The sequence below is a fragment of the Streptomyces sp. NPDC053750 genome (assembly GCF_044544295.1).
Taxonomy (GTDB): domain Bacteria; phylum Actinomycetota; class Actinomycetes; order Streptomycetales; family Streptomycetaceae; genus Streptomyces.
In genome coordinates this window covers 807722-820600 of record NZ_JBITXB010000002.1, presented here as the reverse complement: position 1 = coordinate 820600, position 12879 = coordinate 807722, and the positions used below count along the sequence as shown (strand labels likewise).

The following is a 12879-nucleotide window of genomic DNA, read 5'->3' as shown; positions in this document are numbered from 1 at the left end:
GCTTCACAGAAGGGCTATGCCATGTCCCCGATCCATCAGTTGGACCAGCTTCCCGAACCCGATCCGCAGGAGGTGGCCGAATGGCTCGCCTCCGTGGACGGTGCGGTCGGCGCTGTCGGGCCTCAGCGCACGGGGCGGCTGCTGCAACGCGTCGTCGATCACGCGCGCCGGGCGGGAGTACCGCTGCCACCGCAATCCGTGACTCCGTACGTCAACACGATCGCGACCTCCGCCGAACCGGCCTACCCCGGTGATGAGGCGATGGAAGCGCGGATCACGGCGTGGAACCGGTGGAACGCAGCGGCCATGGTCACCCGCGGCAACGAACGCGGCGGTCTCGGGGGGCACATGGCCACCTATGCGTCGGCCGCGTGGCTCTACGAGGTCGGCTTCCAGCACTTCTTCAAGGGCAAGGATGCCGACGGCAGCGGTGATCAGCTCTACGTCCAGGGCCACGCCTCTCCCGGCATCTACGCCCGCGCGTTCCTCGAAGGACGCCTGAGCGAGGCCGAGTTGGACCGATTCCGGATGGAGGCAGGAGGCGGCGGCCTGCCGTCCTACCCGCACCCTCGGCGACTGCCTTGGCTGTGGGAGTTCCCGACCGTGTCCATGGGGCTCGGCCCTCTCTCGGCGATCTACCAGGCACGTTTCAACCGCTATCTGCACCACCGCGCGATCAAGGACACCAGCCGCAGCCACGTCTGGGCGTTCCTCGGTGACGGCGAGATGGACGAGCCCGAATCCACGGCCGCCCTCGCCCTCGCCGCCCGCGAGGAACTCGACAACCTCACGTTCGTCATCAACTGCAATCTGCAGCGCCTCGACGGCCCGGTGCGCGGCAACTTCAAGATCATGCAGGAGCTGGAGGCACAGTTCCGCGCGGCCGGCTGGAACGTCGTCAAGGTCCCCTGGGGCGTGGAGTGGGACGGTCTTCTCGCGACCGACTCCCACGGGTTGCTCCTCGACGCCCTCGACACCCTGCCCGACGGCCAGTTGCAGACCTTCGCCGCCCGCGACGGCGCGTACATCCGCGAGCGTCTTTTCACCGGTGCGCTGGCCGACCTCGCCCGCCCCTTCAGCGACGAGGATCTCGCCCGGATCATCGGCACCTCACGCGGCGGACACGAACCCCGCAAGGTCCACGCCGCCTACCGGGCAGCCCTCGACCATCACGGTGCGCCGACCGTCGTCCTCGTCCAGACCGTCAAGGGCTGGACCCTCGGCCCCGGCTTCGAGTCCCGCAACGCCAACCACCAGATGAAGAAGCTGTCCGGCAAGGAGTTCCGCGCCATGCGTGACCTCCTCGACCTGCCCATCCCCGACGCTCAGTTGGGTGAGGACCTGGTTCCCTATGCGCATCCGGGGGCCGACTCCGAGGAAGTCGCCTACCTTCAGGAGCGTCGCCGGGCACTCGGCGGCCCCGCGCCGACCCGCCGTGTCGTCCCCCGCCCGCTCCCCGCCCCCGCCGACAAGCCGTTCGCCGCGCTCGCCAAGGGGTCGGGCACCCAGGAGATCGCCACCACCATGGCCTTCGTCCGCCTGGTCAAGGACCTGATGCGGGAGAAGGAGACCGGCGCCCGCTGGGTGCCCGTCGTGCCGGACGAGGCCCGCACCTTCGGCATGGAGTCGCTGTTCCCGTCCGCCGGGATCTACTCCCCGAAGGGTCAGAGGTACGAGCCCGTCGACCGCGACCAGCTCCTCTACTACAAGGAATCCACCAGCGGTCAAATCCTCAATGAGGGCATCACGGAGGCCGGATCGCTCGCCTCCTTCACCGCCGCCGCGACGTCGTACGCGACGCACGGCGAGCCGATGATCCCCTTCTACATCTTCTACTCGATGTTCGGCTGGCAGCGCACGGCTGATCAGTTCTGGGCACTGGCCGATCAGTTGGGCCGGGGGTTCGTGGTCGGCGCCACCGCAGGGCGGACGACGATGACCGGCGAGGGACTCCAGCATGCCGACGGCCACTCGCATCTCATCGCCTCCACCAACCCCGCGTGTCTTCCCTACGACCCCGCCTTCGCCTACGAGGTCGCAGTCATCGTCCGCGAGGGACTGCGCCGCATGTACGGCGAGACCCCCGAGGACGTTTTCTACTACCTCACCGTCTACAACGAGACCAAGATCCAGCCCCCGATGCCGCAGGCTGAGGGGACCGAGGAGGGCATCCTGCGCGGCCTGTACCGCTACCGGCCCGCCGACGGCGCCGGCGCGGACGCGCCTCGCCTGCAACTACTCGCCTCCGGCACCGCGATCCACTGGCTCCTCAAGGCCCAGGAGTTGCTCGCCGCCGACTGGAACGTCGCCGCCGACGTTTGGTCGGCGCCCTCTTGGACGCTGCTGCGTCGCGACGCCATGGAGGCCGAAGCCGAAGGACGCACCCCGTACGTCACCGAAGTACTGGCTGACGCACCGGGGCCGGTCATCGCCGTCTCCGACTGGATGCGCGCCGTCCCGGACCAGATCGCTCCCTGGGTGCCGCAGCAGTGGACCTCCATGGGCACCGACGGATTCGGTCTCTCCGACAACCGGGCCAACGCACGCCGCCACTTCGGTGTCGATGCCGAGTCCATCGTCGTACACGCGCTGCGCACACTCGCCGCCCGTGGCGACGTGAAGCCACACATGTGCGACGCCGCGGCCCAGCGTTACGGCCTGACCGGAAGGGAGTGAACTGCCGTGTCCGTGTCCGTCTCTGTAACCCTGCCCGCCCTCGGTGAGAGCGTCACCGAAGGGGTCGTCACCCGCTGGCTGAAGGCCGTCGGTGACGAGGTCGCCGAGGACGAGCCGCTGCTCGAGGTCTCCACCGACAAGGTCGACACCGAGATCCCCTCACCCGTCGCCGGTGTTCTCCTGGAGATCGCCGTCGCCGAGGACGCGACCGCCGAGGTCGGCGCCAAGCTCGCCGTGATCGGTGCCGCCGTTGCCGCTCCCGCCGCCCCGGATCCGGCTCCGGCCACCGCGCCGGTCGCCGTGTCACCCGCGGACGACGGCGCCTACGTAACCCCGCTGGTGCGCAAGCTCGCGTCGGAGAACGGCGTTGACCTGTCCACCGTCGAGGGCACCGGCGTCGGTGGCCGCATCCGCAAGCAGGACGTCATCGCCGCCGCCGAGGCCACGAAGACGACCGCTCCGGCTACTGCCGCGAATGCCGTAGGCCCTGCTGCCGCCGCGCCGAAGGCCCCCGCTCTGGAGGCCTCCCCGCTGCGGGGCCAGACGGTCGAACTGCCGCGCATCCGCAAGGCCATGGCGGACCACATGCACAAGGCCCTGCACGAGCAGGCCCAGCTGTCCTCGGTCATCGAGGTCGACACCACGAAGGTGATGCAGCTTCGTGCCAGGGCCAAAGACGGTTTCGCCGCCCGCGAGGGCGTCAAGCTCTCCCCGACGCCGTTCTTCGTCAAGGCCGCCGTCCAGGCGCTGAAGGCCCACCCGGTCGTCAACGCCCGCCTGAACCACCACGAGGGCACGATCACCTACTTCGACTCCGAGAACGTCGGCATCGTCGTCGACTCGGAGAAGGGCCTGATGACCCCGGTCATCAAGCGCGCGGGTGGACTCGACATCGCGGGTATCGCCAAGCGGACCGCCGAGCTGGCCGGCATGGTCCGTACGAACAGGATCGCTCCGGACGACCTGGCCGGCGCCACCTTCACGGTCTCCAGCACAGGGTCGCGCGGTGCGCTGTTCGACACGGTCATCGTCCCGCTGAACCAGGTCGCCGTCCTGGGCATCGGCGCCACGGTCAAGCGCCCGGTCGTCGTCTCCGACCCAGAGCTCGGCGACACGATCGCCGTGCGCGACATGACCTACGTGACGCTCTCCTACGACCACCGCCTGGTGGACGGCGCCGACGCGGCCCGTTACCTGACGGCGGTCAAGCAGGTCCTCGAGGCCGGCGAGTTCGCCGCTGAGCTGGGCCTGTAGAAGTGCACATCTGGCGCGGTCGGAAACCACTCGTCCGCGAAGAGTGGAAGGGCGCCCCCGGAGGTACCGCCATCCTGAGATCCGTCGACTCCGGCGGTTGCTCCGGGACGTCAACGCGACTCCCTCACCCGCTCGTGGACCCGAGTGCGCACATGAGAACGGCCCGAAGGTCGTGTCCGAGGGCCAGGCGGGGCCTGTATGCGGGCAGGCCCGTGGGGCTTCATCTGGTCGGGCTCGGGCAGCTGCTCGTGCGGGTCGGGCCGTCGCCCGGCGAGGTCCAGCCCAGGAGGCGCAGGTCGGCGCGGTTCACGTGCCGGTCGTCGCCCGCGGGGCAGTTCGCGTCGACGGGCAGCTCCCGGTTCCATGCCGGATTCCCGAGAACGTCGTGTGCCGTCTCGGTCCCCCGTTCGGGGTAGCACCGGTACCTCGGCAGGAGGACGACTACGTCGTAGGCGTCCAGGGCCTCAGCCACCGCCGCCGTGAGCTGCTGCGGAGGGTACGGGGCCAGCCGCAGTCGCTCGCCTGTGCGGGGGCCTCCCCCACGCAGGTGTGACGCGCGCCGGGAGGCCGGGCCGTCCGGCGAAATCCAGAGCGCGCTGGTCGTCGGATCGGCGGGGTGGCCCGGCTCGATCTCCTCCTATCGCGGCTCCTGCTGCGACCCACCACACTCACGGTCCAGCGCCAATGGTCCTCGGCTTCCCTGATGAGCGGCCCACCGACGAAAAATCCGCTGACCTGCCGAGATGGGGTAGGTACCTGAGGGGACGCCTGTGCAGAGGCCGGCAGATCCCGGCGAACCGTTGGACGCCGAGGTCGTGTCCTCCGCGGCGCGGTGGCGTCGTCCGCCTACCGGCGTGCTCAGGGGCGGTAGTAGTGCCCGGCGTCGGTGCCGTCCTCCTCGTACAGCTCGGACTCCTCGACGGGGATTTCGTCGTTCACGGTGTCGTCCTGCACCCCTTGCGCCTCCATCAGCCGGCGGACCCGGGAGTCTGCCACTGGGCCGCATTTCGGCCATATCGGAATGTCAGGAGTCCTGGATGCGCGGGGAGGACTGTTCCGCCTCCAGTTCGTACGCGATCTCCAACAGTTGGCGTTCGCTTCCGGGGGCGGCCGGAGAACATGACGCGGACGGGGAGTCCGCCGTCCGCCAGGCCCGCGGCCGGAACCGACATCGAGGGGTGCCGACGACGTTGCTGACCGGGAACGGGGCGCGGTCCTCGTTCACCGGGCATGGAGCCGTCGGCATGGACCATGAAACACCCACCGCCGACTCCGCGCATAAGTTATGTTCACGTTTGCAACCATTAGTACTGGTTACTCGCTGGGTATATACATTGAAAGCAAATGCGCCTGTTTCGCACAGGAGACGTCATACCTTTTCGATCGATGGCGCGTTCATCACCTGGGCAACGTCGAACAAGGCGGAGCACCCGGATAAAGGCCGAGCCGACCGGCTCCGTGCCGGAGCACTCGGCCTGCCGAAAGGAGAACGCTGTGCCGAGGAAAGAGAATTTCCGCAAGGGCGACGAGGTCTCGTGGAAGAGCCACGGCCAGACTGTGCCTGGAAAGATCAAAAAGAAGATCACCGAGCGCACTCGGGCAGCCGGCCGGACCGTCGACGCATCCAAGGACGAACCGCAGTACGAAGTGGAGAGCGACAAATCCGGCCGCTCCGCCGTGCACAAGCCCGGCGCCCTGCGCAAGAAGGACAAGAACTCGTGATGACTTCCAAAAAGGAGAGCGACAGCCGGGACAGTGTGCAGAAGCAGTTCAACGAAGCGGTCAATATGACTTCCGGCGAGCTGAAGAAGTGGCTGGACACCGACGAGTCAAAAGACGTCGGACAAAGCGATGGCGGAGAAAGCGTGGGACATGCCTCTGGACGCCGCATCATCGATCTGCTGGCCACGCCGAAGGACGATCTGAGCGACGACGACATCTCTCACATGCGCAAGGTCGTCGGCTACATCCACCGGCACGTCAAGCAGCGTCCCAGCGGGGACGTGACGGACACCCGTTGGCGGTACTCCCTGATGAACTGGGGTCACGACCCGTCGAAGTGACCGCTGGACCGGTCCGCGCGCCAGGTGACCCACCGTCCCGCCCGAGGTCTGCTCGACTGCCGCCTCGAGAGGTCTTCCCCGACACCGCCCGCAAGCTCATCTGGCAGGCCCAGCACTTCTTCTGGTGAATGACGAGCATGCCGCACGGCCGGCCCGAGGCGAGCGACTTCGAGCGGATGCGGTCGCCGAGGCGTGCACCGGGTGGCGTCTCGGCGGCATGGGACTCGGCATCTGGCCGGCGCCGCCCAAGCGTCCGGAGGTGTCGCCGAACACCTACAGTCGCGTACTTCGGGCCACCGAGAACTGTTTGGCGGCCCGCCCTCCGGAAGAGTCGCGTCGCCGGGGTGGTTGGGGGCGCGGCTGTCTCCCTGTCCGGGCGCGGCGTTCCGAAGGCGTACACGCCGCCGCGGCCACTGATGAAGGACTCCCTCACCTTCCATGTGAGTGCGGACGGGGACGACAGAAACGACGGCCTGACCGAGGCAGTGCTGCGGCCGTTTCCGAACTCGACGAGAGGTCATCGGGCCGCTCTGCCCCGTCGCGGCCGCCCCGCGGCGACGTCGTGGAACGCCCGGCGTTCGGCGGTGATCGCGTCGCCCGCACTGGTGGGCGCCCTCCCGGCGCGCCGACGCCTGTGAGGACGTCCTCGCGCTCCAGGCGCGGCACGGCTTCGAGGCCGCCGTCGCCGGTCACGCCGCCCACGGCAACCTGCACTTCCTGCTCTCCTTCGACGCCGCGAAGTCCTCCGACAAGGAAGCCGCCGAGGTGACCTCCCGCTCCTACGACGCCCACCTGTCCGCCAACCGCATGTGCGAGGTCGGCATGGACCGCGCGACCGGACGCGAGTACTACTCGGTCCTCATCGAACTGGGCCGCGCCACCCGCCCCCTGCCCCCGGGGCGACCCGCTCCTCGGCCCGGGGCGGGCGCCTCCAGGCGGTGCGGTGCCGGCCGACACCTGCAGCCGGTCAGCCGGCGGGCTTCCCGGATCGCGCCGAAGAGGGTGGGGCGGTCCACCCCGTACAACTTGGCCGGCGCGGCGTGCGGCAGGCGGTGGCGCAGGTACACGAGCGTGACCAGGAGCCGATCGGTGAACGCCAGCCGTGTTCCGTACCAGCGCCGGCGGCCTGCCACTTGGGGCGAACTCTTCGAGCAACTCGCCGGAGTTTGCACGGGAGACGCGGGACGGAGGCACGACGGAACAGGCCGCACGGGCCCACGTAGGCCTCACAACTCACCCAACCTGTGCGGCTCTTCTCACGTCAGGGGCCGATCACGACCACCACCGCTCCCAAGGCCTCTACGGCAGTGTCGGCCAGACGAGCGCCTGGGCGACGACGACATTCTCACCGTTGAAGGTGACAGCGGGGCCTTCGTGCAGCTCGTAGCCAAGGTCCATCGCTTCGCTCACACGTTGGCAGAACGAGGCATCGTCCGGACCGGTCAGCACCCTGTACCTGGGCAGTCCGTCTGGTGGTGTGCTCATGATGAGCATGATCTCAGACTCACCCGTCGACCAAGCCGCCGAGCCGGCCTGTCCGGAACTCACGGGCGGGCAGGAGTTGCGGGGTTCTCCCGTGCTCGAGAGTCGTGGAAGGCCCCGCGCCCGCTCCCGTGAGGACATCGGTGTCACGGGACGGGGCAGAGCCCCCTGCCGTCAGGTGAGGCCGGCCTCCGTCAGAACCAAAGCGGTGCGCAGAGTGGTCGCGAGGTCGGCCCGGACGGGCACGGCGCCGGAGTCCGGCTCAGCCGCTCGGTAGGCATGGTGTTCGACGGCTGCGCGCAGTGCGGCGTTGAGCATGGCGGCCCAGATGGCCGGCCGTGCGTCGTCGTCGGGCAGTCCGGCGCGCTCGGCGAGAGCACGCGCGAAGGCAGGTTCCGCTTCGTCGCGGGTCTGCAGCCAGACCGCGCGCAGACCCGGTTCGGTGCGGGTCAGTCGCAGCAGCGCCCCGACGTCCGGTGTGGTCAGGTCCTCGTCGCTGGTCCATACGCCGTCGAAGGCCTCATGGAGAGGCTGGCCAGGACGCCACTGCCGCAGGGCGGCGGCGATCGTGTCGATACCGGTCGAGAACAACGGCCGCACGCAGCTCTCCTTGGTGGGGAAGTAGCGCCAGACGGTCCTCGCCGAAACGCCGACTGCCTGCCCGATCTGCTCGCCCGTGGTCGCGGCGACGCCCTGGGCGACAAAGAGGCCGACCGCGGCGCGAGCGATCTCCAGCCGGATGGCGGCCTTGCGTTCGTCGGTCAACGGGGGTCGCCCCGTCCGTCCACGGGCTGCGGTCATCTGGCCCTCCGGCGCCGGTGATCGGTGTCATGCGCATTCTGCCCCAGGACTTTATGTCACTCAGAGACATAAACTTGTAGGGTGCTGGCACGGTGCGGCAGCAGTCCGCCGCGTCGGCAGTCCTCGTGAACGGAGCAGTTGATGACCAAGGGTCTGAACGGGCGCAGCGTGATCGTCACCGGAGCGGGATCGGGCATAGGCCGCGCGGCCGCGCTGGCCTTCTCCGCCCAGGGCGACCGCGTCGTGGTGGCGGACCTCAACGCCGAGGGGGCTGCGGCGACCGTCGAGGAGATCGAGCAGGCGGGTGGCAAGGCGGTGGCCGTCACGGGCGACCTGAGTGAGCAGGCTGTGGTGGACCACGTCACGGCGACGGCGGTGGAACGGTTCGGCGGCGTGGACGTCCTGGTGAACAATGCGGGGATCATGGACACCATGTCGGCTCTGGCCGACGTGAGCGACGCCGAGTGGGAGCGGGTCATCCGGGTCAACCTCACGGCACCCTTCCTCCTCACCCGTGCCGTACTGCCGCACATGGTGGCCGCGGGCCGCGGCACCATCGTGAACACTGCCTCCGAGGCTGCCCTGCGCGGGAGCGCGGCGGGCGCCGCGTACACGGCGTCCAAGCACGGTGTGGTGGGACTGACGAAGTCGCTGTCGGTGATGTACCGCAAGAACGGCATCCGCGCCAACGCCATCTGCCCGGGCGGCACTGCGACCGCCATCGCGGTGGATGCCGACCGGACGGCGCACGGCCCGGCGGCACTGGGGCCACACTTCGTCAACCTTGGCCGTGTGTCCCAGCCGGAGGAACAGGCCGCGGCGATCCTGTTCCTCGCCTCGGAGGCGGCGAGCAACATCAACGGCGCGATTCTGCCCGTGGACGACGGCTGGTCGGCGGTCTGATCCGGCGCCGGTCGTCCACGGCGGTACTCGCAACCGGCGGAACCTACGCCCGCGCAGGGTTCCTGGGCCTCAGGATCTCGTCCATGGACTCCTCGCGCCACTTCCTCAGGAGGTTGTGAAAGGCGAAGGCGCCCTGCGGGTAGGCGGTCGGGCCGTTCGGCCGGCCACGCCCCTCACCGTTGTAGTAGCCGGGAGTGCACTCGGCGTGGAACCAGGCGTGGTCGGGGGCGTCCTCTCCGAGGGCGGCGATCCAGGCGTCCTCGGCCTCACGGGACGGTTCGATGAGGGCGCCCCCGGCTTCGGCGGCCGCGACGAGGGCAGCGGCGTGAACGGCATGCTCGTCCAGCACGTGGGTGAAGTTGACGCTGCTGGCGCTCTGCACGGCTCCCAACTGGATCAGGTTCGGGAAACCGTTGCTGGTGAACCCGTGCAGACTCCGCGGGCCTCGCTCCGCCCACGCCTGCAGCAAGGGCACGCCGTCCCGGCCGTGGACGGGCAGCCTGCCGGAGTGGACGCCCGACACCCCGACGGAGAAGCCGGTGGCGAAGATCAAGCAGTCGAGTGCGTACTCGGTACCGCCCACCACGACGCCGTTCTCGGTCATGCGCTCGATGCCGTGGGTGTCCGCGGTGTCGACCAGAGTGACGTTGTCGCGGTTGAACGCCTGGAGATACGTGTCGGAGAACGTGGGCCGCTTGCAGGCGTACCGGTACCAGGGCTTGAGCTTCTCGGCCGTCTCCGCATCGGTGACGGTCCGTTCGACGCGGGCGCGGATCTCGTTCATCTTGGCGGCGTCCGCCACCTCGTAGGCCGCTTCGAAAGCGGCTCTGTCGGTCGGGCGGCGGAAGCTCGGCAGGAGCTTCTCGAGAAGGCCCGCCGACGAGGTCCACCGGTCGGCGACGAGATCCTCCTCCACGTCCTCCCCGGAGACGATGCGCAGGAAGTTGTCGCGGCGCTCACGTGCCCAGCCCTCACCGTCGGCCCCGACGTCGCGGGCGGACGTACGGCGGTTGGCGCGCACATCCACGCTGGAGGGGGTGCGCTGGAAGACGTAGAGGTGGCCGACGTCCTCGGCCAGCTTGGGGACGACCTGGATGCCGGTGGCGCCGGTACCCACGACGCCCACGCGCTTGTCCGCGAGGCCGATGAGGCCGCCGTCCGGAGTGCCGCCCGTGTAGCCGTAGTCCCAGCGCGACGTGTGGAACGTGTGGCCCGTGAACCTTTCGATGCCGGGGATGCCGGGCAGCTTCAGCTCGGACAGGGTCCCGGTGGCCGTGACGACGTAGGTGGCCCGGAACTCGTCACCCCGGTCGGTCGTGACGATCCAGGCCTCACAGGTGTCGTCCCACGTCAGTGAGGTGACCGCCGTGGAGAACAAGGCGTCCGCGTAGAGGTCGAACTTCTCGGCGATGCGCACCGCATGCCGGCGGATCTCCTCGCCCGGCGCGTACTTCCACTCCGGCACGTATCCGGTCTCGTCGAGCAGCGGCAGGTACACGTGAGACTCGACGTCGCAGTGGATACCCGGGTACCGGTTCCAGTACCAGGTGCCCCCGAAGTCGCCGCCCTTCTCGATGACGCGGACGCGCTCGATGCCCTGCCGGCGCAGTCGCGCGCCCGCGAGGATGCCGCCGAATCCACCACCGATGACCGCGACGTCCACTCGGTCCCGGAGCGGCTCGCGCTCGGACGTCTTACCCGCGTAGGGGTCGGCGGCGTAGTAGCCGAACTCGGCGGCGGCCCCGAGGTACTGCCGGGCGCCGTCGGGACGCACGCGTCGCTCCCGCTCGGCCCGGTAACGCTCCTTGAGTTCGGCGAGTGCCTCGGGGGACAACTCCTGCGAATGTGCCATGTGGGGGGCCTCGTTCCTTTCGCTTCGCCACCAGGAAGCCACTCACCCATGAACTGGAGGGGAAGTCACAGGATTTGAGCAGCCATGCTCTACGGTAACAACAACCGGACAGCACTGTCCGGTTGGCTGTTGGTTGCTTCCGCACACTTTCGGACAGGAAAGAGAGACGCACATGCGACGACTCCCGATCCGGCTCCTCGCCGGGGCCGCCACGATCGGCGTGCTGGCCCTCACGGGGTGCGGGACGCAGACGGCGGGTGCACCGCAGGTTCCGGCAACCACCGGAGGCGAGCGGACCATCCGCGCGCAACAGGTCATGCGCCTGACGGAGGTGCACGAGCAGACCGGGATGACCCTGCTGGAGGGACCGGTCTTCGACCAGGACGGCAAGCTGCTCGTCGTCGACGTCACCGCCCCGGCCGGCGAGCCCAAAGTGCTGCGCGTGAATGTCCGGAAGAAGACGTCGGAGCAGGTCCACACCGACGCTCGCGGCGCCTACACCTCGGCCCAGTTCAGCCCGCACGACGGGCGGATCTACCTGACCGACTTCGCCCACGGCGACATCGTGAGCCTGGCCCCGGACGGCAGCGATCCGCGGACCTTCTTCTCCGGCGAGGTCGACGGAGCACGGATGAACCCGGACGACCTCGCCTTCGACCGAGAGGGCAACCTGTACCTCAGCGACTCACGCGGCATGTCCGAAGGCGAGGCGAAGGGCCGCGTGGTGCGGATCGACCGTGAGGGGAAGGACGCCACCGTCCTCGCGAACGGGCTGGCGTCGCCGAACGGTATCTCCTTCGACGCGGACCATCGCGGGCTGTGGTTCAGCGAGCTGACCCAGAACCGCGTCTCCTACCTCCTCCTGGACGGCAAGGGCGGGGTGGCTTCGCGGCACACCGCCATCCGCGTCGACGGCGGCATCGCGCAGACCGACTCGATCGCGGTGGACGCGGACGGCAACCTGTATCAGGGTCTGCACGGCCGCCCCGCGATGGCGGTGTACGACAAGTACGGTGAGCGACTGGCGACCGTGGAGGTTCCGGCCCACGCCGCCGGAGGACTCGAATCGGCGACCAACGTGGCCATCACGCCCGGCGGGACCAGGGCCTATATGACCGTGAGCGGGCCCGGCGGAGGCTACCTGTACAGCTTCGACGCACTCGCGAAGGGCATCCGCCAGTCCAACGGGGGCTGACGCCTCCGCCTCACTCACCCCGTGAAGGGACGCACCGGACCCACCTCGACGCCGAGAAGCCGCCACGCCGCCCGTGCCCGGCGCTCCCGCTGCTCTCGGGTGGGGCCGGTGACGGCACCGGAGACCATGGCGACGGCGATCATGAGGTCGTCGGCCGCCGCGGCCAGCCGGTGGCCGTCCGGCAGGTGTGCCCGCAGGGCACGCTCGACCCGCTCGGACAGGGCCCGCGCATAGGAGGGGACACTGGCAGGGCTGCCCGCCCCGTCGGCATGCAGGACACCGATGAACGCCGCTGACTCCGTCAGGTGCCAGGTCAGGACACCGAGGACTCGCGGCAGGTCCATCTCCCCCTCCGCCGCCGCTTGCTCGACCTGTCGGACGTTCTCCTCCAGCACCGCGGTCGCCACGGCCTCCCGGTCGGGAAAGTGCCGGTACAGAACACCCTGGCCGACCCCGGCGCGACGCGCGATGGCGGACAGCGGAGCGTCCAGGCCGCACTCCGAGTAGATCTCCCGCGCGGCAGTGATCAAAGCGGCCCGATTACGGGCCGCGGCCTTCCGCCCCTCGTTCGCGGGCCGCTGCTCCTCGGAAGCACGGTGCTGCGTCACCCCGAGAGAGTACCCGGACCGGGCGCGCGGCTGGAACGACGTCCG

11 protein-coding genes and 2 pseudogenes are annotated in these 12879 nt (G+C 69.3%); 7 read left to right on the top strand and 6 right to left on the bottom strand.

Annotated elements, in window-relative coordinates:
- The first annotated feature begins 21 nt into the window (after positions 1-21).
- Together aceE and ACIGO6_RS09090 are read left to right on the top strand one after the other, a co-directional pair.
- Complete coding sequence (gene aceE, locus ACIGO6_RS09095; protein WP_399873361.1) at positions 22-2676, top strand: pyruvate dehydrogenase (acetyl-transferring), homodimeric type; 2655 nt, start codon at positions 22-24, stop codon at positions 2674-2676.
- 24 nt (positions 2677-2700) lie between these two features.
- Positions 2701-3930: pseudogene (locus ACIGO6_RS09090) on the top strand (2-oxo acid dehydrogenase subunit E2); the annotation flags it as partial.
- A 220-nt stretch (positions 3931-4150) separates the two neighbouring features.
- Here ACIGO6_RS09090 and ACIGO6_RS09085 read toward each other — a convergent pair.
- Entirely contained in the window at positions 4151-4402 is a 252-nt protein-coding gene (locus tag ACIGO6_RS09085; RefSeq protein ID WP_399873359.1) for a hypothetical protein, read from the bottom strand.
- 1022 nt (positions 4403-5424) lie between these two features.
- On the opposite strand from ACIGO6_RS09085, the gene ACIGO6_RS09080 reads away from it, so the two are divergent.
- From ACIGO6_RS09080 to ACIGO6_RS09070, 3 genes and pseudogenes are all read left to right on the top strand, one after another.
- A complete protein-coding gene (locus tag ACIGO6_RS09080) occupies positions 5425-5652 on the top strand; it encodes a DUF2945 domain-containing protein (protein WP_399873356.1) in 228 nt (75 codons plus the stop codon).
- The gene (locus tag ACIGO6_RS09075; protein WP_399873355.1) at positions 5652-5993 is read left to right on the top strand and encodes a DUF3140 domain-containing protein; all 342 of its coding nucleotides are present in this window, start codon (positions 5652-5654) and stop codon (positions 5991-5993) included. Before ACIGO6_RS09080 ends, ACIGO6_RS09075 begins: the two co-directional genes overlap by 1 nt.
- Positions 5994-6605: 612 nt before the next feature.
- Positions 6606-6881, top strand: a pseudogene (locus ACIGO6_RS09070) (FAD-linked oxidase C-terminal domain-containing protein); the annotation flags it as partial.
- Here the strand turns inward: ACIGO6_RS09070 and ACIGO6_RS09065 are convergent.
- The 3 genes from ACIGO6_RS09065 to ACIGO6_RS09055 form a co-directional block, all read right to left on the bottom strand.
- Positions 6842-7126: a transposase family protein gene (locus tag ACIGO6_RS09065; RefSeq protein ID WP_399873353.1), complete on the bottom strand. Its 285-nt coding sequence runs from the start codon at positions 7124-7126 to the stop codon at positions 6842-6844. The pseudogene ACIGO6_RS09070 and the gene ACIGO6_RS09065 overlap by 40 nt on opposite strands.
- A 166-nt stretch (positions 7127-7292) precedes the next feature.
- Positions 7293-7478, bottom strand: coding sequence for a DUF1737 domain-containing protein (locus tag ACIGO6_RS09060; protein ID WP_399873633.1), 186 nt, complete (start codon positions 7476-7478; stop codon positions 7293-7295).
- 171 nt (positions 7479-7649) lie between these two features.
- Positions 7650-8276: a TetR/AcrR family transcriptional regulator gene (locus ACIGO6_RS09055; RefSeq protein ID WP_399873351.1), complete on the bottom strand. Its 627-nt coding sequence runs from the start codon at positions 8274-8276 to the stop codon at positions 7650-7652.
- Between the two features lie 141 nt (positions 8277-8417).
- Between ACIGO6_RS09055 and ACIGO6_RS09050 the strand changes: the two genes are divergently transcribed.
- A complete protein-coding gene (locus tag ACIGO6_RS09050) occupies positions 8418-9179 on the top strand; it encodes an SDR family NAD(P)-dependent oxidoreductase (protein ID WP_399873349.1) in 762 nt (253 codons plus the stop codon).
- A gap of 43 nt (positions 9180-9222) precedes the next feature.
- Here ACIGO6_RS09050 and ACIGO6_RS09045 read toward each other — a convergent pair whose 3' ends face one another.
- Positions 9223-11031 (bottom strand): flavin-containing monooxygenase, encoded by a 1809-nt coding sequence (locus tag ACIGO6_RS09045; RefSeq protein ID WP_399873347.1) that lies wholly within the window; start codon positions 11029-11031, stop codon positions 9223-9225.
- A 172-nt stretch (positions 11032-11203) separates the two neighbouring features.
- On the opposite strand from ACIGO6_RS09045, the gene ACIGO6_RS09040 reads away from it, so the two are divergent.
- Complete coding sequence (locus ACIGO6_RS09040) at positions 11204-12226, top strand: SMP-30/gluconolactonase/LRE family protein (RefSeq protein ID WP_399873344.1); 1023 nt, start codon at positions 11204-11206, stop codon at positions 12224-12226.
- A gap of 14 nt (positions 12227-12240) precedes the next feature.
- Here ACIGO6_RS09040 and ACIGO6_RS09035 read toward each other — a convergent pair whose 3' ends face one another.
- The gene (locus ACIGO6_RS09035; RefSeq protein WP_399873342.1) at positions 12241-12834 is read right to left on the bottom strand and encodes a TetR family transcriptional regulator; all 594 of its coding nucleotides are present in this window, start codon (positions 12832-12834) and stop codon (positions 12241-12243) included.
- Positions 12835-12879 lie beyond the last annotated feature (45 nt).

Excerpts from the sequence above, each read along its gene's own strand:
- ACIGO6_RS09060 (WP_399873633.1), bottom strand. The coding sequence starts at position 7,478 with ATGAGCACACCACCAGACGGACTGCCCAGGTACAGGGTGCTGACCGGT.
- aceE (WP_399873361.1), top strand. The coding sequence starts at position 22 with ATGTCCCCGATCCATCAGTTGGACCAGCTTCCCGAACCCGATCCGCAG.
- ACIGO6_RS09055 (WP_399873351.1), bottom strand. The coding sequence starts at position 8,276 with ATGACCGCAGCCCGTGGACGGACGGGGCGACCCCCGTTGACCGACGAA.
- ACIGO6_RS09045 (WP_399873347.1), bottom strand. The coding sequence starts at position 11,031 with ATGGCACATTCGCAGGAGTTGTCCCCCGAGGCACTCGCCGAACTCAAG.
- ACIGO6_RS09075 (WP_399873355.1), top strand. The coding sequence starts at position 5,652 with ATGACTTCCAAAAAGGAGAGCGACAGCCGGGACAGTGTGCAGAAGCAG.
- ACIGO6_RS09050 (WP_399873349.1), top strand. The coding sequence starts at position 8,418 with ATGACCAAGGGTCTGAACGGGCGCAGCGTGATCGTCACCGGAGCGGGA.
- ACIGO6_RS09040 (WP_399873344.1), top strand. The coding sequence starts at position 11,204 with ATGCGACGACTCCCGATCCGGCTCCTCGCCGGGGCCGCCACGATCGGC.